Consider the following 24,369-nt stretch of genomic DNA (forward strand, 5'->3'; position numbering starts at 1 on the left):
CTTAAACGCCGCAAGGGTGCTTTTTTTGTCGGTTTTTCTGCCTGGATATGGACAGGAGGCATGAGGGAAGTTTCATTTGGGAACAGGGTCGCTCCTATGATAGAATAGAAGGGAGTTTACAATAATGAAACAGGGCAACCCTGATATTACGATAAATAAAAACTAGCCACAAGTGATGGGGCGGTGTGACGATGCACGGTAAAATTCTGGTCGTAGACGACGAACAGCCGATTGCGGATATTCTGAAGTTCAACTTGGAGAAGGAAGGCTACCAGGTCATTTGCGCTTTTGACGGCGGGGAAGCAGTCAGGCTGGCTTTTGAAGAGCAGCCGGATTTGATTTTGCTGGATCTGATGCTTCCGGTGAAGGATGGCATGGATGTCTGCCGCGAGGTGCGGAGCAGGCTCCAGACGCCGATCATTATGCTGACCGCCAAGGATACGGAGCTCGACAAGGTGCTGGGTCTTGAGCTGGGTGCGGATGATTATGTGACGAAGCCGTTCAGCACAAGGGAGCTGCTTGCCCGCGTGAAGGCGCATTTGCGGCGGCAGAAGGCGGACGTTACCATATCCGGTAATACCTCCGGCGGGAACGCGGAAGACGAGAAGCAGGGGCTCGGAATTTTCAACTTGTTCATCGATACGGATATGTATGTGGTGTATAAGGATAACGAGCCGCTGGATCTGACGCATCGCGAATATGAGCTTGTGTATTATTTGGCCCGCAACAGCGGGAAAGTGATGACACGGGAGCATCTGCTGCAGGCGGTATGGGGGTTTGAATATTTCGGCGATGTACGGACAGTCGATGTCACGATCCGGAGGCTGCGGGAGAAAATAGAGGACGATCCGAGTCGTCCGGAATATATTCTGACACGCCGGGGCCTTGGCTATCTGATGCGTAATCCGAAGTCCGGAGGATTCGGGTACGGATGAACGGAATTCGTTTCTTCCGCAGCATCCAGGTGAAGCTGATTATCATTTATGTGCTGCTGATTCTTATTGCGATGCAGCTGATCGGGGTTTACTTCATCAGCACGATGAAGACATCGCTGACAAGTACGTTTGCGAAGAACATGAATGAACAGGCTAACCTGCTCTCGGAGTTTGCGGCCCAGACGTTATCCGGCCAGCCCGGCAATACGGCAGAAACAAGCGGTCAACAGACGACTGAAGAAGATCTGAATATGCTCGTGCGCAGCTTGTTCAGCATCAATGAAGCGGAAATCCAGGTATTGGATGCCACGGGGAAGGTGCTGGCCACCTCTCTTCAGGCCCACCAGTCGTATATAGGAAAGAAGAATACTTCGCTTACAGTCAGCCGCGCCCTGCAGGGGATCCGCGACAATGAAGAAGATGTCATTGATGAAGACCGGGTCCGCAAGAAAATTATCGCCAAGCCGGTTATGAACGGGGAGAAAATTGTCGGAGCCGTCTATCTGGTGGCCTCGATGAAGGATCTGTACCAGACGGTCGACCGCATTAACCGGATCTTCATGTCGGGCATGATCTTCGCGCTGGGACTGACCGGCGTGCTGGGCGTGCTGCTGGCGCATACGATCACGAATCCGATCAAGGGGCTGACCCGTCAGGCGGCGGCGGTCGCCGAGGGCCGCTTCGACCAGCAGGTTCCGGTGCTTGGGGACGACGAAATCGGACGGCTATCCGCCGTGTTCAACGATATGACGATGCGGCTGCGCGATGCGCTCTCGGCCAATGAGGAGGAGAAGGACAAGATTTCCTCCATTCTGGCGAATATGAGCGACGGCGTCGTTGCGGCTGATGAGCATGGCATCGTCATGATCACCAATCGCAGGGCACGGGAAATGCTGCGCGAGGATGAGTGCGAGGGCCTGCGTCTGAACGAGCTGTTCGGACTGGATGGGGAGAAGCTCTCCGAGCTGCTCAGCGGCAATGAGGAAGTGGCCGTAGTCCACCATCACGTCCAGTCAGCCGGCGACGAGGACGAGCTTATGCGCGTGACGTTCACGCCGATTCACCGGCGGGACAAGGGCATTTCCGGCACCATTGCGGTGCTGCAGGATGTCACCGAGCAGGAGCGGCTGGAGCAGTCGCGGCGGGAATTCGTAGCCAATGTATCGCATGAGCTGCGGACGCCGCTGACGACGATCAAGAGCTACACCGAGGCGCTGGATGACGGGGCCATGGAGGAGCGGGAGCTTGGTCAGCGGTTCGTCGGGGTTATCCGCAATGAGACGGAGCGGATGATCCGGCTTGTTACCGACCTGCTGCATCTATCCCGGCTGGACTCCAATCAGGCGCCGCTCCGCAGGCAGCAGACCGGGGTTCCCGAGATGCTGGAGGAAGTGGCGGACAGGTTTTCATTTCAGCTGCGGAACAAGTCGATTCGTGCGGAGGTAGATGTCGAGGAAGGCATCGATTCCGTCTGGCTCGACCGCGACCAGATCGATCAGGTGCTCGACAATCTGGTTTCCAATGCGATTAAATATACGCTGGATGGCGGACGGATCGTGATTTCCGCCCGCAGGCTGGACCCGGCCATGGTGGCAATCAGCGTCAAGGATACCGGGATCGGCATTCCCAAGAAGGATTTGAACCGCATTTTCGAGCGTTTCTACCGGGTTGATAAAGCACGCTCCCGCAATATGGGCGGCACTGGTCTTGGGCTGTCTATTGCCCGGGAAATTGTAAAGGCGCATGGAGGCTCGATTTCGCTCGATTCCGAGCTGAATGAAGGGACTACGGTTACGGTCATGCTGCCGGCTCCGCAAGAGGAAGGTGAGCGGGCATGATGGAAAAAACGAAGACCGGGCTGCTTGCCGCGCTCGTTATTATGAGTCTGCTGCAAAGCTATTTGCTGGCTTACAGCATGCCGGGCTTGGGGGTTACGACATCGTCAGCGCAGGATTATGTTCCTACGGAGTCGATGGGGCAGGAAGGGAAGCTCGAAAATCTTATTTTTCCCGAGGATATTGTGCTTCATATGGGTAAAGGAAAACATACGGTTCTTTATCCGGCGATGAATTTCTTCAATCTGATCTATACCAAAATTCAAAGCCGCGAATTCAAAGGGTTTCAGCGCAATACCGTTTCTGTGCTCGATTGGGATGCGGTGCGCAACAATGACCAGGGTGTCGAGCTGCGCTTTGGCACGGGCGTTCCGGTAGAGCTGCTTGGCAAGGTATTGAAGCTCGAGGGCGACCTGCAGTTTCTGGATGATGTGATTGACCGGATCTGGATCTTCAAGAGCAGCGAACGGGAAGAGGTGCGGACGTATTTCTTCAGCGCGAACGGGACGACTGTCTATGAGTCGGTCAAGGCGGATCTGACCGCGCAGGATGTGCAGATGTATGTCGGATTCGGCGAGTTTCAGACCGCTTATACACCGGTCGAGGATGATCTGTACATTCCGGCAGGTCCGATTGAATCCCAGCAGGCGATGGTCAAATACCAGACGTACTCACCGGAGCAAATGCAGCGTAATCTGTTCTTCGATCCCGGCGTAACGCGGGCGATTGTCGACCGCAGCGGTTCGCAGATCTTCACAGACGGCAAGCGCGGCCTGCAGGTGGAGCAGAACGGCAAATGGATCAGCTATACCGATCCTGTCGCCGGCCAGGGCGGGAGCGACAGCGAGAGCGAGAACGTGTATGAATCGATCAAATTCATCAATCAGCATGGCGGCTGGGACGGCCTTCACCGGCTGATCCATTCGGAGTCGATGAATACGCTGAGCGTCAGCTACCAGCAGTATTACAGCACGCAGTTCTATGGCGCCTATCCGATTGTGCCGAACTATCCGTTCATGTTCGGAGAGATGAAGCTCAGGCTGCAGCAGGGAGTCGTATCCGAATATGCGAGATCGCTTATTACGCTGGATAAGAAGGCGGAATCCCAGGAGGTCAGATGGCTTCCCGGCGGTGAATCCTTGAAGAGCGAGCTGGCTCACTACAGCCGGCGGGGCGAGGTTGCTGCACTTTATCCGGCTGTGCTTGCCACAACCGAGGATGACAATGTTCTGAAGCTTGAGCCTGTATGGACCGTCCGGCTGGATGACGGTACGCAGGAGGTGCTGATCGCCTCATTGACCAGGAAGCCGAAGCCCGGCGAGCCGGGCGGAGCAGCGCTGCCGCCGGTTGACGGCACTGCCTTGGAATCGGGGGATGGCAAGACCAAATAAGCATGCGAAGGGGGTCAACCGATGGATTGGGGCAGGGCGAAGAGTGTGCTCATATTTGCGTTCCTGCTGCTGAATGTCATACTCGGCTATCAGCTTTGGCTGAACATCCGGGAAGGGCAAAGCGCGAACGCCGGCGCCAATTCCCTGCCGCCTGATACGCTGGCTATTATGCAGCAGAAGGATATATCTTTTGCCGCGAACATGCATATTCCGTCGGATACCCCCAAGCTGCGGGATTTGACCTTCCGTGTGACGAACAAGCTCGGCATCGGCGAGCGTCACGAGCTGGAGAAGCCGGTCGAGAGCAAGATCGTGTTCAACGAGAAGGAGCTGCAGAGCGATCTGGGCGCGGTTATTCCGGATCTGGATCAATATGGCTTTGATTCCGACCGGGATGTTGAATTTGTCTTTAACCGGATGGTCGATAACCGGCCGATGTTCGATGTGAAGCTTGAGCTGTTCTACAGCAACCAGAAGATTACGGCGTACCGCCAGGATGCGATCGAGCTTGTTACAGGCGAGGAAGCGCCGGCGCAGACTGTGATCTCGGCAACGAAGGCGCTGGGAAGCCTGATTGAGCTTCATCTGCCTAACGGGGCGGTAATCCGGGAGATCAAGCTTGGCTATCACGGTCAGCCTTTTGACTCGGAGACGCAGTTCTGGTCGCCTTCCTGGCGTGTGCTTCTGGAGGATAACAGCTCCTATTATTACGTGGACGCAGTCAGCGGCGAGGTGGAGACGGTCTCGTGATTTTTTGAACCTTTTATAGAATCCATAAGTTTACTCTTGTACAGTTCTATAAGGTCTAAGGGAAGAAATGAACTGCGCCGCCAAAAGGACGGCGACAGCCGTTTCTTCCTGGATTATGGAAACAATTCTGTGAAACTATCAGATGAGAAATGTTAGAATTAAGTATCAGGTGCAACTTGGAGTACGGTTGGGTCGTCGAGAAGGATGGGGAGCAGGGGAAAGGACAGGTTCGAGAAGCTATGGGACTTCGATTTACGGTGCTTGCCAGCGGGTCGACGGGGAATGCGACCATTGTGCAATGCGATAGTGCGACCGTGCTGGTCGATGTGGGACTAAGCACGAAGAAGATGGAGGAGCTCATGCGCGAACGCGGTGTTGCCGGGCATCACCTGGACGCAATTCTCGTTACGCATGAGCATTCCGATCATATTAAGGGCTTGGGCGCATTCGCGCGGAAATTTAATTTGCCGATCTACGCCAATCAGGCGACATGGGAGGCGCTGGAGCGCCATGTGGGACAGATCGCCGCCGAGAAGCGGGTGGTCATCGAGACGGGAGAGTCGGTCACCTTCGGGTCAATGAAGACAACCTCGTATGCGATCTCGCATGACGCTGCGGAGCCGGTCGGCTACACCTTCGATTATGAAGGCGAGAAGCTGGGTCTGGCGACCGATCTGGGTTATGTGAGCGATAAGGTGCGGCTGGTGCTGGAGGATTCCGATGTGCTGGTGCTGGAGTCCAATCACGATGTGGACATGCTGCGGATGGGGCGGTATCCCTGGAATATCAAAAGACGGATACTGAGCGATCTCGGCCATCTGTCGAATGAAGCGGCCGGCGAGGCCCTGTGCCAGCTGCTGACGGACCGGACGAAGCGTGTTTATTTGGCTCATTTGAGCCTTGACCATAATTTAATGGATTTGGCCAAGCTCACGGTGAATAACATATTAGAGAGCAATGGTTTCTTCTTCCGCAAGGACGAGTATCCCCTGCGGGAAACCTATCATAATAAGCCTACGCCATGGGATGAAGTGAAGCGTCGATAAGCGATTCAAGCTGAACGTCGAGCATTGCGGCTTTCTGCTCAAGCTCCTCTCTGGTCATCAAGCCTTTCTCGATCAGAATGTCGGATAAGGCGCTGAGCGTCAGCAGGACACGGTAATGGTCATTCTTGAGATCGGCGAGCTTGGCGGCCAGATTCAGATGATCCAGCGCGGCGGATGATTTGCCTGTCATATCATTTTTTCGCTCCTTTAAAAATAAAAGATTTTAAATGTACATACAGGGTAATAACGGAGTAGAGGCGTGCAGATGCATCTAACGGACCGTTGCTGTCTTCTGTGCACCAACTGAGTGTGGCCACACTAACCGTTATTGTGTGCACCAACTGACTGTGGCTTATACCACACTAACAGTTAGTCTATACAATAACAGAGGCTGGTAAATATCAGCCTAACCGTTATTGTGTTCCTATTACTATTCTAGTCTATTCTTCCGATATCATTCCTAGATTTGTAAAAAAATGATCTTGATGTCCGAGGCATCGAGAGGAGCGATTATAGATGAGCTTGTTCGACGACGATTTCTATTCCACACGCGTATCCCGCCGCACCCGTTCGGCCAAAAAGGAAGAAAAGCCCTTCTCATCCCGCAGGAGAAGCAGCATGAAGTGGTCCAATACCAGTATTGTCGTAACGTCGTCGCTGGTCAGCGCGATTGCGGTCGTGCTGGTGTTCGGTATGGTTACCGGATTCGACCGGTCCGGAAATACGGTAAGCGGCGCATCGGCTCCGGTCAGTTCCCTGAATGCGGCTGATCCGATGGATAAGACGATCCAGGCCGCGGCGAAGGTGCGCCCGGCGGTCGTGAGTATTATTAATGAACAATCGCTGCCTGCCTTCGGGAACGAAGACGGCGGCGATGCATCCTCGGGGACAGAAGATAGTGACAGCGGATTGGCGCAGGCCGCCCTCGGTTCGGGATTTATTTTTGAGAAGGTGAAGGGCAAGGCCCACATTATTACGAACTATCATGTGGTGGCGGATGCGGAAGCCTTGAAGGCCGTGATGAGCGACGGGAGAACGCTGGATGCGAAGGTTGTCGGCAAGGATCAGATAACCGATCTCGCGGTGCTGGAAATTGACGGCAAGGGAATCGACACGGTGGCGGAGTTTGGCGAATCGGACGATTTGCAGGCTGGTCAGTGGGTTATGGCGATCGGCAATCCGCTGGGTCTCAGCGATTCGTTGTCCCTCGGGATTGTCAGCAAGACCAAGCGGGTCATTCCCGTCTCGCTCAGCCAGGATGGCGTGTACGATTGGGAGCAGGAGGTTATTCAGATCGATGCCTCCATCAATCAGGGCAACAGCGGCGGGCCGCTGATTAATCTCGACGGCAAGGTTGTCGGGATCAACAGCATGAAGGTAGCGGATTTCGGCGTGGAGGGTGTCGGCTTTGCGATTCCTTCGCATATCGCGATGCCGATCGTGCAGAGCCTGCTTAAGAATGGAAAGATAGACCGGCCTTATCTGGGCGTCTACACGATGGATCTGGATCAGTATTTTGCCCAGCAGGCGCTGGGGCTGGGGGATCCGAATGCGGACGACTCCGGGGATACCGGGGAAGACCCGGATTCCAGTGCGAATCCAGACACCAGCACGGAGAGCGATGGGGATTCTGCTGCCGATGAGCAGGCGCCAGCCACGGCTGATGAGCTGAAGCTGCCCAAGGACGTGACGTCTGGCGTTATCGTGCTGCAGGCGGTGGGACCGGCTGAGCAGGCGGGCCTGAAGTTCAATGATGTAATCGTGAAGCTGGATAAGACGGTGATCGGGAGCACGATGGACCTGCGCAAATATTTGTACGGGAAGAAGACGATCGGCGACGAGATCGAGATTACGTATTACCGGGACGGCAAGAAGAAGACGGCTGCGTTTAAACTGGGTGAAAATACGGAAAACTAGAGGATAGGCGTGAAGCGGATCAGTTCCTGTGCAAGCGTCCCGGCGTGAGGGATGCTCAGGGTGGGCTGATCCTTTCGCATGTAAGCGGACGGACAAATAACGATAGAATCCATCATGGGGGGACAAGCATCGAATGTATTGTGTATGCAAGGAGCATGTTGAATTGGCGATTGATAAATTTGTCGACGATTATGAGGATGCACCTGATATTGTCGATTTGAAAACCACGACGTTCTCGGAGTGGACGAAGCCGGATACCTGCGATCTGTGCGAGCGGGCCGCCGAGTATCTGGTGGTGTAGCCGATGCTGATTCAGATTGCGGCGGTAGGGAAGCTGAAGGAGAAATACCTGGCGATGGGGATCGCCGAGTATGCGAAGCGTCTCGGGCCTTACGTGAAGCTGGTGCTCACGGAAGTGGCCGATGAGCGCGCGCCGGAGACGATGAGCGCGGCGGAGGAAGCGATGGTCCGCGAGCGCGAGGGTGAGCGGCTGCTCGCGCAGCTTAAGCCGGAAGCGCATGTCGTTGCGCTTGCGCTGGAGGGCGAGCTATGGTCCAGCGAGGATCTCGCGGGCCAGCTCGATCGATTAGCCACGTATGGGCGGAGCCACGTGGCTTTTGTTATTGGCGGGAGCACGGGCCTGTCTCCCGCCGTGCTGCGCCGCGCCCAGCAGAAGCTGAGCTTCGGGCGCATGACCCTGCCGCACCAGCTGATGCGGCTGGTGCTGGTGGAGCAGATTTATCGGGCGGTGAAGATAAATCGGGGGGAGCCATATCATAAGTAGGGCGAAATTTTGTAGTCCTGGGGCTGAATGATAAGCTGTCAGCCTTCCAAATTCAGAAGAAAATGAACTAAGAAAGTTCCCTCAGAATGGTACATTGTCCACACGATTAGTGGATTTTAATTAAGGGCATCTAAAGTGCCTATTTTTTCGTTATTGAAATTCATTTTTACATTGATATACTGGAAATGTAAATAGGTAGAAGGGCGTGATCTTGTGAGGTTTGTACACTTGTCAGATTTTCATCTTTCAAAATCAGGCATTAAAGATTTAAATGATATGATTATTAGAGCATTATTGGTTGATTTAGAGAATTTCAATGCTGAAAAAAAGATAGACCTTGTTTTTTTTACTGGTGATTTAATTGACCAGGGAGGCAAAAGTTTCAACAATATTGATGAAGCATTTATGGAATTTGATAAGCATGTAATTACTCCTATTGTTAATAAGCTTGGAATTGATAAAAGTAAGTTTTTATTTGTACCAGGTAATCACGATATTGATAGATATGCAGATGACAGGCATACAGAAATTGGCCTCTCAAATGATTTAAACGACGAAAAAAAGGTAATAGAATTTATAGATGCGAATCCAGAAACAAAAATCAAACGAATTTTGCCGTTTAAACGTTTTGAGAAACTAATACATAGCGACACTGAGAAAAGTTATATTACAAATTTTCAATCTAATTATATTTATAGTATTGATGGTTTTGAGGTTGGAGTATCAGCACTTAATACTTCGTGGCGATGTTATGATAGCAGTAAAGACCATGGTAGTATTTTATTAGGGAATCGTCAACTAACAGAATCCAGAAATAAAATTGATCAATGTAAAGTGAAAATTGCATTGATGCATCACCAGTTTGATTTGTTAAAAGAATTTGATATGGAAGCGGTTAAACCATTTATAGAAAGAGAATACGATATGGTTTTTTGCGGTCATGTACACAGAGGAAGTAACTATAATCGAGGTAGTGAATGCGGGGATGTATTCATGTCTGTCGCACCATCCAATACAACTGCTAATATATGGAATGACGATCAGAGATACCTTAACGGATATAGCATCATAGATTTCAACCCAACGGATGGATGCATCACTGTTCAAAATAGAAAATACTCTAGAAAACATGAAAGTTATTTTCCTGACTCTGAATTGGCGCCTCCTAACGGGACCAAGACTTTTTATATAAAAAATAATTATACTCGTAATATTAAAGTTGAGAAAGACTATAGCCAAACGGAGTTTGATAATTTACACTCCGAGTCTATTTACAATAGTGAACTAAAGGAAATTAGCACCGAGAGCATTGGATACCATAGTGCTATATTAGATGTAGTGTCTATTGGAAATAGTAATGATTTAAAATTTTCGATAAGCAAATTTTTTAATAAATATATGAAAGAAATGCTAAAGGAGAGCAAAAAATACTCAAATTACGAGAAAGAAATTGAATCATGCCTATTAGTGATGGATAGGTTATTAAATGATTTGGGGGATAATGGATTAATTAATTGCGTTGAAAATATTGATCAAATATTTTTGGAAATTGAAGGAAATGATTACTCGAATCTAAGTGTTATAAAATTATTTAATAATGTGGATATATGGTTAAAATATATATACTGTAACATGCCGAATAGTAATAGAAATGTTAATGAAGACATATTTGATATAATTTACCCAGATACTATGGATTATATAGATGATGATTTTATAGAAACTATCTTGTGGGCATCAAAAGAAACTTTCCAATATATAAGAAACAATCAATTAAATAGGCTATCGCTTAAGAGTAGCTTCAGTCTCATTAGAGAAGCAATTATATTGTTTTCTTTCCCTGTTATAGTCAATTTAGATACTTATAAACATGTTAGCGCTAGTTTTGATATTAATTTAATTGAATCAAAGGACATAGTGCAAATATTGACATCGATAAAAGAAGAATATACATCCCATTTGAATTTTATTTTAGGACGAGAAGAAATAGTACGCGCTATTATTAATAATACCCAACGAAATAAATACACCATAATTAGAGGAATACGAGACGTAGGGAAGTCTGCCATTATTTCCTCAGTTATGAGTGTAATGGAAAGTGAGTTTAGCGGACCACATAGATTTCTTCCCATTGTTTACTCATTCAAGTATTCTAATAATTTATTGAAGTTTATCCTTGCTGTAATTGAGCAGTGTAATGTAAGAGTCATAAATAAAATTCAGACAAAAGAAATTAATCAATTAATTAACCCTGAAACTAACTATAATGCTAGCAATGAAGTGTCCTTTTTTGCTAATTATAAATTGTTAAAGCCGTATTTTATTGAGGCGCTAAGTCGAGTCTCAAAAGAAGTTGGAAGAACATTATTAATTATTGACTCTCTGGAATTCGTCGAGAATATGGGTGATAAGATCAAACATTTACTTGAGGATATACCAAGTAACTGTTCAGCATTATTAGTAACAGGGTCTAAAAATGAGGGTTTATCCTGGTTATTTCATAAGGGAATTGTAGTAAGTGCTTTTGATATAGATCCAGTAAATAGAAAATTTATACCTTTCATAACAAAATTGTCTGATGATATATCAGGGCAAAAGGCAGTTAATGATAAGATATATCATAAAACAAAGGGAAAGATAAGCGAGATCAAAAAGATTGTTAGTTTAGGTGTTGATTTAACGGAAGATAATATAGATGAGTTCATCCTGGATAATTCTAAAATCGACCTCGATATTATTAATGCGGCCGAAGCAAGTTTGAATAATGCCATACTAGAAGAATCACTGTTGCTACTTTCAGTGTTCGAGAGTATAGAACCAATAGCCTTAGAGTATATTCAGAGCTATTTAGAGCATAGAGGTATCCAAGTAAGGATGCCAACGATCAAAAAGGAACTTAAGAAAATTGAAAGTGTGATAAGTGACCTTAGATTTGGGAGATTAAAATTTGTAAGAGAAGGGTTAGCCCTGTATTTACTAACCACGTATTTTAGTAAAAGGGATATTGAACATTTTTTAGCCTACGTATTTGAGTGGATATCTTCAGAGGATCAATTAGCAGTTCCATTTGTTTGTGAGTTCATTAGGCATCTAGAAACTGGTGAACTGATAAAAAAGAAACAGTTTGATAGCCTATTAGGAAAGTATGTAGACAAACTGGTTTCCAAACAGCAAGCTCTTAAACTATTCTCTTATGGTAAGTATTTATTTATGGAATCAAACAATGACGTGAGCACATCCTTAAGTTTATTAAGAAGAGCAGCAAGTGAAGATAATATTGATTCAATGATTTTCGTAGCTCTTGCATATATTGATGGAAAAAAAGTAGATAAAAACTTGCAAATAGCTGAAGAGAACCTGCGGAGAGCTTCGGATCTTAACGATGGAAGCGCAAAAGCAATTTTAGGGGTATTGATTCTTGAGAGGGAAGTAAGTGAGGAAAAACTCAAAGAATCCAATGAACTACTTGAACAATCAGCTAAACTAGGAGATAAATTCGGAAAACTCCAATTGGCGATAAGGTTACTAGTAGGAAAGCATCTTGAACAAAACATTGAAAGAGCAGATCAACTCTTATCAGAACTACTTGAAGAAAGTCAAACTGAAGCGATTCGTATTATGGGTACGAGATATCTATATGGCCATTGGATACATGTGGATATTTTTAAAGGTAAAGATCTTTTAGATAAGGCTATTACTCAGGGAAGTTTACAAGCAAAACTTACTTTAGCTAAGTTCAAGATTAGAGCAGGAAAATCTGATGAAGAATTACAAGAAGGTATAAAAACAATAAGTGAATTAATTGTGGCAAACAACAAGGATGCTAAAAAATTCTATGCAGAGATACTTATTGCAGGACCGCTCATTATCAGAGATGTTTCAAAGGGTATGGAATTATTGAAAGATCTTGTGAATGAAGGTGTAGATGAGTGTAAGCTTGACTACGCTATGTATTTATTTCAAGGAGAATTTACTGAACAAAACATTGAGGAAGCAAAGCAGATCTTACAAGATCTTATAGAAAGAGATTATATAGATGCGAAGACTTACTATGGTGAGCTACTTATTGATGGTGAGTTTTATGATAAAAATCCTGCCCTAGGATTATCTATACTTCATGAAGTGTCAGATATTGGTGATGAGTACGCAAAGCGAAAACTTGGATTGAGGTATGCGTATGGATACGGGATTCCTAAAGATATTAGAAAGAGTACTCAAATTTTTAAGGATTTAATAAAGCTGGGTGATAGGGATGCAGCGTACTATCTTGCAAAACTTATTATTGAGGAGTCAAAGGACAAAGGATTAGTGAGTGTTAGCGAAGCATTTGAGCTTTTAGAAAAAGCTGAAACTGCAGGAAGCCTTAAAGCAAAAGTTTATCTCGGAGAGTTGTATATAGATGGAGAATTTGTCGATAAGGATGTTAAGAAGGGAATAAATTATTTTAATAGTGCAATAGAATTAAATGATTCAGGAGCTATGCGAGAACTAGGCTATAGATATTTAAATGGTGTGGGACTAAAAAGAGACGAAGATGTCGCAGTTAAACTCCTAACCAGCTCAATAAATCATGGAAATCTATTAGCAAAAACAATCCTTGGTCATGGGATCGTTCAGGGTAAGGTTAATAAGGATATGACATATGGAATTACTTTACTAGAAGAAGCAGCTTTAGAAGATGTAAATGCAATGAGGATACTTGGAATGATGTTATTAAGTGGAGATTGTGTGAAGCAAGACAAAGAAAAGGGTGAAGAGTTATCAAGAAAAGCGTATAGCAAAGGTGATAACAGTGCTGGTATTAATTTAGTTGATATGTTGCTAGATGGCCTCTACTTGGTGAAGAATACCGAGGAAGGGAAGGCGATTTTATATGAGATGACAAGAAAAGGATATGAAAAAGCGATTGTTAAAGAGTCTAACAGATTGATATACGGGGATGGATTAGATAGGAATATTATTCTTGGTATATCTAAGCTAAATGATCTTTCAAATACCAATATCGATGCAATGTATTATTTAGGACGGACACTAATAATAGGGCCTGAAAGTGTGACAAAGGATTTCAGAAAAGGGGAGCGGTTATTAAGAGAAGCCGAAGAAAAAAATCATAGAGATGCGCGAATACTATTGGTCCAATTAATAAACGATAACATGATAAAGTCGAATGATGAGACTGAGGTCATACAATTATTGAAGAAAGCATGCGATAGTAATGACTACAAAGCAATGCAAATACTTGCTGATTTATACCTGAGTGGGGAAAAGGTTGAAAAAAATAATGAATATGCTATAGAACTCTTAGAAGAGTCAATCATGGGCGAAGATGATGGATCTTTGGTCAACTATGGTATTAAATTAATAGAAGGAGAAGTTATTACACAAGACATAGATCGAGGTATCTTACTTTTGCAAAAGACCCTGGTCAGAGGATATATGAAAGGGAAATACGAATTAGCAAAGATATACTTATCGAGAGAACTTATAACTAATAGGTACGAAGAAGGATTAGAATTAATTTTGCAACTCGTAGAGGATGGCAATGAAAATGCAAAAGAATATTTAGCAAAATCACTGGCATTTGGAGACAAAATGGATAGGGATGTTAAACAAGCAACACAGTTGTTTGAAGAGTTGATCCAGGCAAAACGTGGGTCAGCTGTGTTACTATATTCTGAATTATTATTCGATGGGAATTATTTAAGGAAGGATACGCTCAGGGCAGAGAGACTCATTCGTCAGTTAATTCAGGAAGGTAATCAAGAAGCTGGATATAACTTTGCTACTCGATTAATTGATGGGAATGGAGTACAAAAACATGTATCTGATGGTATCAATAGACTAAAGAAGCTTGCAGATAGTGGGTTAAGTTTTGCGATGTTAGATTATGGGATAAGATTAAAGAAAGGTATTAAGGTCGGTAAAAATATATTAAAAGGGAAAAGATATATGGACAGAGCAATTTCATCAACCAAAGAATATCACTCACTTGGGATAATTGCTTACAATCTTAATGACTATGAGACTGCAACAGAACTATTTGTAAAGTCATTTGAACAAGGATTTGAGCAATCCGGGACATCACTAGCATATATGTTAAGAAGAAATGAAGTTAGAGGAAATATTTCCACTAATAATTTCTATTCGTTATTAGAGAAGTCATTAAAGTCTAACAGTGATACTGCAATAATTAACCTGGCAATATCATTTATTGATGAAGATAGTTCGAATGATAGTAATTGGAAAATTGCAAACTCTTTAATAGAAGGATTATTTAAGTGTTCATTATCGACAAATTGGTGGTATGAATCAGTAACGAGAGGAAAAGATGTAGAAGGTCATCTTGTATTGGGATTACTCGTTAAGCATGGTATTATAAATGATCCAGATAATCTCAGCTATTTAGAGAGGTTTAATACAGCTATGTCTAAATGGGGCATACCTCAATGGATGATGGTTTAAAAATATTTTGAGTTCTCGCATTGGAGGACGGCTATAGTGGGAAAATTGGCTGTTGCAGGATTTCTTTGGGTCTGTCAAATCTTTTGTGTAAACTCTTTTTTGAAGGCTCCCCCCGAGGGGGATTTATCGTAAATGCTGCCCGATGCGATCCGGATAGAAGACCGAGAGCTGCAGGAGCATTTGACCCCAGTTTTGAACACGGCCTGTCCATTTACGGGTGACATCCATGGTGGCCAGATATAGCATTTTTAGTAACGACTCATCCGCCCTGAAAGATGCTTTTTCCCTTCGTCACTTTGCGAAGCTGACGATGGTAACTCTCAATGATATTCGTGGTATAGATGAGCTTGCGGATTTCGGGTGGGTACTTGAAGAAGGTGGCGAGCTCGTCCCAGTTCGTGCGCCATGAGCGGATAATAAGCGGGTACTTACTCCCCCAGGTTTCTTCAAAGCGATCGAGTTCCAGCAGCGCCATTTCCTCCGTCGCGGCCTTGTAAATCGGCTTCAGGTCAGCTGTTACCTTCTTCAGATCCTTGTACGAGACGTAACGAGTGGAGTTGCGGATCTGGTGGATGATACATTTCTGGATGTCCGTCTTCGTGTAGCAGGCTTGGATCGCTTGGCTGAAACCCGTCAGATTGTCGACACAGATGATGAGAATATCCTGCACACCCCGGTTCTTGAGATCATTGAGAACACTGAGCCAGAACTTGGCCGACTCATTCTCGCCAATCCACATGCCCAGCACATCCTTGTTGCCGTCCAAATCGATGCCGATAACCATGTACGCTGCTTTGTTCACGATGGCCCCATCCTGCTTCACCTTGAAGTGAATGGCATCCAGAAAAACAACCGCGTACACGCCTTGCAAGGGCCGGTTCTGCCACTCTTTGATTAGGGGAATGATCTTGTTCGTAACGTTGGAAATGAAGGTGGGCGAGATCTCGATGCCATACAGATTCTGCAGGTGATCCTGAATGTCTCGCGTGCTGACACCTTTGGCGTAGAGGGCGATAATTTGATCCTCAATCCCCGTTACATTGGACTGGTGCTTCTTGACGACAAGCGGCTCGAATTCCGCTTGCCGGTCACGAGGAACAGCAATCTCCTGATCCCCATACTCGCTGACGATGTTCTTCTTACTCTTGCCATTACGACTGTTGGTCGTTTGTTTGTTCTGCATGTCGTGTTTCTCATAGCCCAGATGTTCATCCATCTCGGCTTCCAGCATCTCCTGCAGCGTTTCGGCAAACAGCTCTTTCAATGCATTCTGTGCATCTTGTGCCGAGACCAACTTATTTTCCTTGATGAACTGCCGGAGCTGCTGTTTCGTCCATAATCCCATGTGTTCTCCCCAACCTCTCTTATTCTTCCATTGTAATGGGTTTGAGAGTTTACACAAACTATTTTACAGACTCATTTCTTTCTCGATGCCGTTCGCTTTAAAGTCAAGGAAGCGGCGCTATTGTAAACAAGGGCACCTACATGGTCAGACGGCTGCCATTGTTCAGCGGATAATGGTCAAGGCCATGCTGATTACCAATGCAAATGTCAGGTAGTTAAGTGTACAGGGCCGTTCCCGAGTAAAAGTATTACTCGGGAGCGGCCCCTTTCAATTTCGCACTTTAGATGTTATGGTGAACCATATCGTAAGTAGTGCGAAATTCCGTATGAAAACTTGAAAAAGACTCATCAGTAGTAGTGGCGGTGGCGGCTCCGTTTCGCCGCAACAGCCTCCGAGTGATGAAACTCTCTTCACGCCTGATAAAGATAATCTGCTGAATCAATTGAATGATTCTTTATCCGGCCCAATCATAGTCGATGTCTCCACACGGAAGCTCACGGAAATGGTGAAGGTCGAGATTCCTGCGAGTATTATCGAAAAGGCGAATGAAATGAAGATAGGGATCGTGATTAAAACCAGTGATGCAAAAATCCTTATCCCATCAGGTTCAGTTGATATTAAGGATAGTGATTCGATTGTTCGTCTAGTTGCTTCTGCTTCAAATTCGTTGTCGTCAACTGGCGGATTGCCATTGGGAGCGAAGCTGGTAACAAACATTTACGATTTTACTCTCATGATTGACGACAAACCCGTTACCTCTTTTGGAGAACCGGTACTGGTTACTTTCGAATACGACCAGAACCTTGTACAGGACGTAAATAAACTCGGTGCTTTTTATTTTGATGAAAAGGCAAAGACTTGGACCTACGTAGGCGGGAAAATCAATGGGGACGGCACCGTTTCGGCATCTCTTCCGCATTTCTCAAGCTATGCTGTTATGGAGTATAACAAATCATTTGAAGATATTGGGGACCATTGGGCCCGTACCGAAATCGAACGACTTGCGGCGAAGCAGATCATTACCGGTGTGACCGACGAAAAATTCGAACCAGATTCACCCGTAACAAGGGCTCAATTCACAACTTTGCTCACGAAGGCACTGAACTTGAAGAGTAACCCTCATGATCAGGTTTTCCAAGACGTGGATGACAATGCGTGGTATGGGGATGTATACGCCGCTTATCAAGCCGCCATAGTAAGCGGAATGGACGAACGTCACTTCGCGCCTAATGATTGGATTACGCGGGAGCAGCTATCAGTGATGGTAATGAACGCTTACCAATACGCAAGCGGAAAGCAGCTTTCGGATTTAATCGTCAAAGAAGGAACAAAGTATAGCGATGAAACCACTATTAGTAATTGGGCCCGAGAAGATGTCAGACTCTCGTCCGGCCTCGGACTATTAACCGGAGCGGGAAGCAGCGCATTTAATCCGAAGCAGACTGCTTCGAGGGCACAGGCATCTGTTGTCCTGTATCGTTTATTTCAATTAGTTTCGACATACTGAAATACGATAAATCCCCGTTCGCAGACCAACGGGGATTTATCGTGTTTTCTTGTGCAAAGCAGATGCCTTTCGCCGTTTTGGTGTAAGGGGCCAGTTCAAAAAAATGCTTTTGGATGGTCGGGTCAGGCTCAAGTTTGATGCCATCAGCCTTGCGCCCGTCTTTGACGTGGCTCTGCTTCATCCAAACTCGAGCTGTAAATAATTAAAAAGAGAGGACGACTAGCGTCCTCTCCCTTCAAGGGCAACCCTTATTTTTGCTGATTCGAGTACCGTTTCAAGACCTCAAGCACGTGATTGACCATAGCTTTCGCATCTGCATGGGTAATTCCGTCCTTGGGGTTAAACTTGCCGTCTGAGTCCAGTTCCACAATCTTCAAGGCAATCGCCGTCTGAATGGCGCCTTCGTTCTGGATATCGATCTTGTCGTTATCCTTGATCTCCACCGGCATCAGATTGAGCATCGGCAGTTGGCCGCTTGTTTGGAGCGTATGAACCAGCAGGTACGTGAACGACTCGCGGGTCACGCTGGCATTCGGATCGATCTTGATCTGCAGGTCCGCATCGGGACCGGCGGCTTCCTTGATCAATTGAACGGCCTGTTCCGCCGTGAGGGTTGTGCTCTCGGCGCCAGGTGCCGGGTGAGCTTTCAAGTATTCCACGGCTTTGTTGACAATTCTGGTGGCATCGGTACGGGTAACGTTGGCCTTCGGATTAAAGTTGCCGGCTTGATCCAATTCAACGAAGCCAAGGGCAATCGCCGTTTGAATGGCGCCTGAATTCAAGATTTCCATCTGAGCCTCATCCTTGATCTCCACCGGCTTCAGATTGAGCATCGGCAGCTGGCCGCTTGTTTGGAGCGTATGAACCAGCAGGTACGTGAACGACTCACGCGTCACGCTGGCGTTCGGATCGATCTTGATCTGCAGATCCGCATCAGGACCGGCGGCTTCCTTGATCAATTGAACGGCCTGTTCCGCCGTGAGGGTCGTGCTCTCGTCGCCAGGTGCCGGGTGAGCCTTCAAGTATTCCACGGCTTTGTTGACGATCCCGGTGGCATCGGTACGGGTAATGTTGGCCTTCGGATTAAAGTTGCCGACCTGATCCAATTCAACGAAGCCAAGGGCAATCGCCGTTTGGATGGCGCCTGAATTCAAGATGTCCATCTGAGCCTCATCCTTGATCTCCACCGGCTTCAGATTCAGCATCGGCAGCTGGCCGCCTGTTTGGAGAGTATGAACCAGCAGGTACGTGAACGACTCGCGCGTCACGCTGGCATTCGGATCGATCTTGATCTGCAGGTCCGCATCGGGACCGGCAGCTTCCTTGATCAATTGAACGGCCTGTTCCGCCGTGAGCGTCTCGCTATTGGCGGGCGGCGCCGGGTGAGCCTTCAGGTAAGCCAGCGCGTTGCTAATCTCTACGGCTGCCTCGGCCCGGGTAATTTCTTTCTTGGGGTTAAGCTTTCCGTGCGCATCCAGCTTCACAACACCGTAGTTCAGGGCGCGCTGGATCGAAGCGGAATAATTCAATTTGACTTGATTCTGGTCTTTAAATTCCACAACAACGGGCTTCACCATAGGCAGTTTGCCGCTGGCTTCAATCGCATGTATGAGTTGGTGCGTGAATTCTTCGCGCGTCATCTTGTGGTTCGGCTTCAAATCCGCTGGAAGGTCCAGTCCGTTGACTGCAGCGATAATGAGCGCTTTCGAATACCAGGAGGAATCGTTGGCGTTTGCGAAATAGTCCGAAGCCTTGGGCTCTTTAACGAATCGAACCAGGTCCAGATTCAGTCCCAGCGCATTGACGATCATCTGAACGCCTTCAACCTCCGAGATGGTATTGTGAGGAGCGAACAGGTAGGCGCTGATTCCCTTGATCAGGCCGCTTTGCTGCAGGGCAATAATCTTTTCTTTGCCTTGAACGTTATTGATATCCTTGAAGGATGCGGCGGAAGCCATTTCTTGTCCGGCAAAGCTGAGAAGCAGGGCAGCGGCGGTGGACAGCGTAATTATCTTGAATGGTTTCTTCATTTCATTCACCTCGTGTAGTAGTGTGTTGTTTGTTGTGTCATCATAGACGTGCCTTCTGCAAAAAAGGTTGCTTCATTGCCCAAAATGAAAATTTTATCATGAAATAGAAAGGCCGGAATCCTCTCGCGAAGGGGATTTCGGCTTTTCTATTAGAGGATAAACCTGCGGAATCACACGCCGGAATCGGTGATAGAAAGGAGATCACTTCCGTCGTTTTCATTATCAATATGCCTCATAGGACGGGGCACATGAACATATTAAATGATTGAAAATAATCATTTGACAACCATTGCATGAGAATATATAGTATAGAAGTATATGATAATGATAATCATTATCGTTATCGTTATAAATTTTCTGTAGCCCAACACAAGGAGAATTGAACATGAAAAACAAGCTTTTAATCCCGATGATCCTGTTGTTGCTGGTCATATCCAGCGCATGCGGCAGCCAAGCAAGCAATAATGAGAGCGCACCTTCAGAGAATGCCGCTCCCGCACCGGCCGCTGACTCCAACGAGTCTGGAAAGATAACCTATCAATCCGAACGGGGTCCTGTGGAGGTTCCGGCGGAGCCGAAGCGGATTGTAGCCTTGACGAATGCGCCGAATGTGCTCGCGCTCAGTGGAGCGCTGGTCGGGGTGGATCAATGGACGAACGCGAATCCTCTATTCACGGAGAAGCTGGAGGGCGTTGAGGTCGTATCGGAAGCGGATTTGGAGAAAATTGCGGCGCAGGACCCGGATCTGATCATCGTGGGCACCGAAATGAAAAATATTGACGAGCTGAGTAAAATTGCGCCTACCGTTGCTTATACATGGGGCAAGCTGGATTATTTGGCCCAGCAGCTGGCGATCGGAAAGCTGCTTAACAAAGAAAAGGAAGCGCAAGCGTGGGTCGACGATTTCAAGCAGCGTGCGGAAGCGGCAGGCAAGGAAATCAAAGCCAAGGTCGGCGAGAACGTCACCGTGTCGGTATTTGAGACGGATACGAAAAACTTTTATGTATTTGGGGACAAGTGGGCGCGCGGCACAGAGATCCTGTATCAAGCGATGGGGTTACATATGCCTGACAGTGTCAAGAAAGATGCGCTCGGACCCGGCTATTATACGCTTTCTCAAGAGGTTCTGCCGAAATATGCAGGCGATTATATCGTTCTTAGCAGAGATCTGGATAGCGAAAAATCGTTCATGGATTCAGAAGTATGGAAGAGTATCCCGGCCGTCAAGAACAATCATGTCATTGAGATCGATACTAAGGCTTCTTCCTACAGCGATCCGATAACACTTGAGTATTTGCTGGGTATTTTCAAGAAAGGCTTCCTAGGTGAAGAGTAGGCCGACGACGTACTTTAAATCGAATTATGCAAACGAAACAATAAGACATTGAAATCTTTAGAGGACACCTTCATGCAGGTGTCTTTTTCGTTGGGACTCTTGCACCCGCAGACGCCGCATAGAGCCCTCCCACAAGTATCGGTGAAATAGTTTGTGAAGAAACAAGCGGCAATGGTAAGGGCATATAAAAACATACATGAGATTGTGGATGAGCCATTAAAATAACGAGGAACAATATGGAATAATAACAATCCAGGAGCTGCCGCGGCAAGCTCCTTTCGCATTTTTCGCCGTTATGACCGTTAAGGAGAACCAGTATAGTTATGGAAGAAAAGGTTGTTGCTTCAATGGGCTCTTATGAAGAAATATGACAGTCTGGGAGACAAGGGACATCAAACGCTATCGGTTTCAGGAAGTGTCAGTAAAAAGTCTTTAATGGACTCTTCAAATTCAAATATTTTTAGAATGCTGTAGTTCTTGTTTGAGATATTTATCCCATACTCGGGCTTGCTTGTTTGTCCGGGCTTATTGTAATCTCGATCTACAAACACATCGTTCGGAACTTTCCAAGCTTCGGCAGGGATTAGAAAGAAATCAGGCATTTGACCTTCCTTGAATATTAAGAGAGCCATTAACAAGTTTCGATTGTTAATATTGAATTTACTCTTTTGAGCAAATACATAACCCGTTCCTCTTAAGGATTTAACTTGGATTTCTGAAAATCTGCCCTTTTTATCTTTAACGATAAAATCAATACCGCGATCGTCCACTTCCGATGAAAATACTTCTAATCCAAAGGATGCGAACTCCATCTTTGCAAAATATTCGGCGTATCGTCCCAGTTGCAATGAATTAAGAACAGCCCAGTTTTTATTTGGCATTTAGACCTTCTCCTCCTTGGACATGCACCCAGATCTCTGTTTTGATGGGGAGGCAATTATTCTACTCTGACAGCCCCATCTTTATTAACCCAATAGATTTGAAAGGGCATGGATACTTTTAGCCATCTGATTCGAGGAAGTAAATTGGTATAGGTAATGAAACCATCGGGTAATGCTATACCTAGCTGCACATCGGGATTTTCTCCGTGATATAAAACGAGGTCAAAAACAGCTCCTGAAAACCAGTGACGGGCTTGGATGTTGGGGCTTTTTTCTGGGTAACCTTTTGCACTAATCCATAACTCCTTGTCGTCGGGAGAAACAGCAATTATATCTTTGCCGGGATTTCGAGCGACGGTATCCGCCACCCTACGAATCATGTATTGATTTTGAACAAGATAGTTTATGACATGACTTTGCACATTGCCTTCCCAATACCAGGGCTTTGATAATGTATTAACTGAAGCGATTTCTTCAGAAACGGCACTTAGTGGGGCGGTATTCACATCAAGTAGTCTATTTGTCGTCTTAAGTTTATGACAATGATCGCATTTTCCATAATGACGGTTTATAGATGAGTCGTTGAACAGTGTGCGACAAATGATATTAACCGTTTGTCTAGGCATTACGCCAGATGAAACGGCCAAGCAATCGTCACACAACTCTGCGATCGATAAAGCAGTAATAACTCGATCCTTATTTGTCATCGCGAACCCCCAGTAGTTCTTCGTTTTGTATAATTATACCATACAAGTACTCGTAGCCTAGGTTAACTGTCAATGGTTAAACATGATGTTTAACCGTGGAATTGCTTAATCCGGCTGCATTATTTTGTGATACTGTTATTGCAAAAGGAATGGGAGGATGAATGAGTGTGATTACGTTTGATCGCGCGAAAGCTTCTGTAGGATTATCAAATTTTGTGGAATTTTACGAGGACTACCGAAAATACTATGAGCAACAATCGACGACACTAAAGAGAGATAAGAAGCACCTTGCAAAGAAGTTGCTGGATTCGAATCCAAAAGCTACGTCAATTACTGGTCAGTACACAAGAATTAACTATACCGTTGCAATTTTCTCGAATAAATGGGAGAAAGAAATGCTTAAAGCAACCATTGAATCCAATCACCACGCTGTGAGTAAAGAGACAAAAGCAAAGGCGAGGGATTTGTTGCACCATTATCAACCTTAGATTTTTTACAGACAATTGGATGAGGAAAGCTTGCCTGACAGAAAAATCACCCCCGAACTTCAAGAAAAGTTGAAGTAAACCTGGTAACCGGAACAGATTACTGCTTAACACACCCTCGGCCAGTCACTTCGCTCCTTTACGCGGAATGAACGATAAAGTCCCTACTTTACCAACTATATCTGAGCGAGGCGCATGCACAAGCATGCGCCTCTCTTTTTTTGATGAGATCATTCCAGATTAATGGGCTGGTCTGTATTTTGCAGGATACGAATGAGAGAAAACTGCTTGGCGAGAAACAGCGGCGTATAGGGCATATCATTGCTGAGCCAGAAGACAATTGTACCGATCAAGGCGGAGGAGCCATACCAGATTGCGATATCTTTTGGAACGCTCACTGCTGAATCCGATAAGGAAGCGTGTCGCTTCTCAATATTGTTGGTGATCACATCGACAATCACTTCCAAAAGTCGTTCGGTGAATACCGGTATACGTTTTGAAGCGAGCAGAACCTTGTAAAATTTTGAATTTTCTGCGATATGCTCAAGCATTTTGACCAGAATAGGATGCCCTTGCTTGGGCCAATCCATGCCTCTGAAATCGTTCGGATGCGAAATATCCTTCAAGATAAAATGAAGTTTATTAATCATGTCATCCGCCATCCTCTCCAGCATATCCGGAATATCCCGGTAATGAAGATAGAAGGTGACCCGATTAATGGTAGCGCGTTCCGCAATACGATTCACAGTTATTTTCTCCAGCTCCATCTCCTGAAGCAAATCAATAAAGGCATCTTGAATCAATTGGCGTGTGCGAAGAACACGCGGATCCGTACGCGGTGTTTTTGTTGACATGCGCTCTCAAGTTCCTTTCCCCATAAGTGCTCTGAACGACAATTGCAGCACACTTTGTAAATTATTTTTCGCCTGGACGACAGATCCCGTTCGAATGTAAACTA

General features: G+C 46.1%; 17 protein-coding genes and 1 pseudogene. 12 read left to right on the forward strand and 6 right to left on the reverse strand.

Features of this window, described 5'->3' with window-relative positions; all coding sequences use genetic code 11:
* Positions 1-191 precede the first annotated feature (191 nt).
* The 5 genes from yycF (at position 192) to ACFOLF_RS18115 (ending at position 5,957) form a co-directional block, all read left to right on the forward strand.
* A complete protein-coding gene (gene yycF / locus ACFOLF_RS18095) occupies positions 192-935 on the forward strand; it encodes a response regulator YycF (protein WP_210046630.1) in 744 nt (247 codons plus the stop codon).
* A complete protein-coding gene (gene walK, locus ACFOLF_RS18100) occupies positions 932-2,773 on the forward strand; it encodes a cell wall metabolism sensor histidine kinase WalK (protein WP_210046631.1) in 1,842 nt (613 codons plus the stop codon). The genes yycF and walK overlap by 4 nt, the downstream gene beginning before the upstream one ends.
* Positions 2,770-4,161: a YycH family regulatory protein gene (locus ACFOLF_RS18105; RefSeq protein ID WP_210046632.1), complete on the forward strand. Its 1,392-nt coding sequence runs from the start codon at positions 2,770-2,772 to the stop codon at positions 4,159-4,161. The genes walK and ACFOLF_RS18105 overlap by 4 nt, the downstream gene beginning before the upstream one ends.
* Before the next feature lie 21 nt (positions 4,162-4,182).
* Entirely contained in the window at positions 4,183-4,911 is a 729-nt protein-coding gene (gene yycI, locus ACFOLF_RS18110) for a two-component system regulatory protein YycI (protein ID WP_210046633.1), read from the forward strand.
* Positions 4,912-5,150: 239 nt separating this feature from the next.
* A complete protein-coding gene (locus ACFOLF_RS18115) occupies positions 5,151-5,957 on the forward strand; it encodes an MBL fold metallo-hydrolase (RefSeq protein WP_210046641.1) in 807 nt (268 codons plus the stop codon).
* Here ACFOLF_RS18115 and ACFOLF_RS18120 read toward each other — a convergent pair.
* A complete protein-coding gene (locus tag ACFOLF_RS18120) occupies positions 5,926-6,147 on the reverse strand; it encodes a hypothetical protein (protein WP_210046634.1) in 222 nt (73 codons plus the stop codon). The two genes, ACFOLF_RS18115 and ACFOLF_RS18120, sit on opposite strands and share 32 nt — an antisense overlap.
* A 326-nt stretch (positions 6,148-6,473) precedes the next feature.
* Between ACFOLF_RS18120 and ACFOLF_RS18125 the strand changes: the two genes are divergently transcribed.
* The 4 genes from ACFOLF_RS18125 (at position 6,474) to ACFOLF_RS18140 (ending at position 15,120) form a co-directional block, all read left to right on the forward strand.
* On the forward strand, positions 6,474-7,874 hold the full coding sequence (locus ACFOLF_RS18125; protein WP_210046635.1) for a S1C family serine protease: 1,401 nt from the start codon (positions 6,474-6,476) through the stop codon (positions 7,872-7,874).
* Between the two features lie 133 nt (positions 7,875-8,007).
* Positions 8,008-8,175, forward strand: coding sequence for a CxxH/CxxC protein (locus tag ACFOLF_RS18130; protein ID WP_210046636.1), 168 nt, complete (start codon positions 8,008-8,010; stop codon positions 8,173-8,175).
* A gap of 3 nt (positions 8,176-8,178) precedes the next feature.
* Entirely contained in the window at positions 8,179-8,658 is a 480-nt protein-coding gene (rlmH, locus tag ACFOLF_RS18135) for a 23S rRNA (pseudouridine(1915)-N(3))-methyltransferase RlmH (protein ID WP_210046637.1), read from the forward strand.
* A 228-nt stretch (positions 8,659-8,886) separates the two neighbouring features.
* On the forward strand, positions 8,887-15,120 hold the full coding sequence (locus ACFOLF_RS18140; RefSeq protein ID WP_210046638.1) for a metallophosphoesterase: 6,234 nt from the start codon (positions 8,887-8,889) through the stop codon (positions 15,118-15,120).
* A gap of 123 nt (positions 15,121-15,243) precedes the next feature.
* On the opposite strand, the pseudogene ACFOLF_RS18145 reads toward ACFOLF_RS18140, so the two are convergent.
* Positions 15,244-16,465: pseudogene (locus ACFOLF_RS18145) on the reverse strand (IS256 family transposase).
* Positions 16,466-16,967: 502 nt separating this feature from the next.
* Here ACFOLF_RS18145 and ACFOLF_RS18150 point away from each other — a divergent pair.
* On the forward strand, positions 16,968-17,972 hold the full coding sequence (locus tag ACFOLF_RS18150) for an S-layer homology domain-containing protein (protein WP_210039271.1): 1,005 nt from the start codon (positions 16,968-16,970) through the stop codon (positions 17,970-17,972).
* 248 nt (positions 17,973-18,220) lie between these two features.
* On the opposite strand, the gene ACFOLF_RS18155 is transcribed toward ACFOLF_RS18150, so the two are convergent.
* The gene (locus ACFOLF_RS18155; RefSeq protein ID WP_210039270.1) at positions 18,221-20,002 is read right to left on the reverse strand and encodes an S-layer homology domain-containing protein; all 1,782 of its coding nucleotides are present in this window, start codon (positions 20,000-20,002) and stop codon (positions 18,221-18,223) included.
* A gap of 385 nt (positions 20,003-20,387) precedes the next feature.
* Between ACFOLF_RS18155 and ACFOLF_RS18160 the strand changes: the two genes are divergently transcribed.
* Positions 20,388-21,338 (forward strand): iron-hydroxamate ABC transporter substrate-binding protein, encoded by a 951-nt coding sequence (locus ACFOLF_RS18160; RefSeq protein WP_210039269.1) that lies wholly within the window; start codon positions 20,388-20,390, stop codon positions 21,336-21,338.
* Positions 21,339-21,730: 392 nt separating this feature from the next.
* On the opposite strand, the gene ACFOLF_RS18165 is transcribed toward ACFOLF_RS18160, so the two are convergent.
* On the reverse strand, positions 21,731-22,219 hold the full coding sequence (locus tag ACFOLF_RS18165) for a DUF4365 domain-containing protein (protein WP_210039268.1): 489 nt from the start codon (positions 22,217-22,219) through the stop codon (positions 21,731-21,733).
* Positions 22,220-22,275: 56 nt separating this feature from the next.
* Positions 22,276-22,926, reverse strand: coding sequence for a hypothetical protein (locus ACFOLF_RS18170; protein WP_210039267.1), 651 nt, complete (start codon positions 22,924-22,926; stop codon positions 22,276-22,278).
* A 161-nt stretch (positions 22,927-23,087) separates the two neighbouring features.
* Here ACFOLF_RS18170 and ACFOLF_RS18175 point away from each other — a divergent pair, with 161 nt between their 5' ends.
* On the forward strand, positions 23,088-23,414 hold the full coding sequence (locus ACFOLF_RS18175) for a hypothetical protein (RefSeq protein WP_210039266.1): 327 nt from the start codon (positions 23,088-23,090) through the stop codon (positions 23,412-23,414).
* Between the two features lie 227 nt (positions 23,415-23,641).
* Here ACFOLF_RS18175 and ACFOLF_RS18180 read toward each other — a convergent pair whose 3' ends face one another.
* Positions 23,642-24,265, reverse strand: coding sequence for a TetR/AcrR family transcriptional regulator (locus ACFOLF_RS18180; RefSeq protein ID WP_210039265.1), 624 nt, complete (start codon positions 24,263-24,265; stop codon positions 23,642-23,644).
* Positions 24,266-24,369: the final 104 nt, after the last annotated feature.

This window comes from Paenibacillus sepulcri (genome assembly GCF_042647105.1).
Classification (GTDB): domain Bacteria; phylum Bacillota; class Bacilli; order Paenibacillales; family Paenibacillaceae; genus Paenibacillus_Z; species Paenibacillus_Z sepulcri.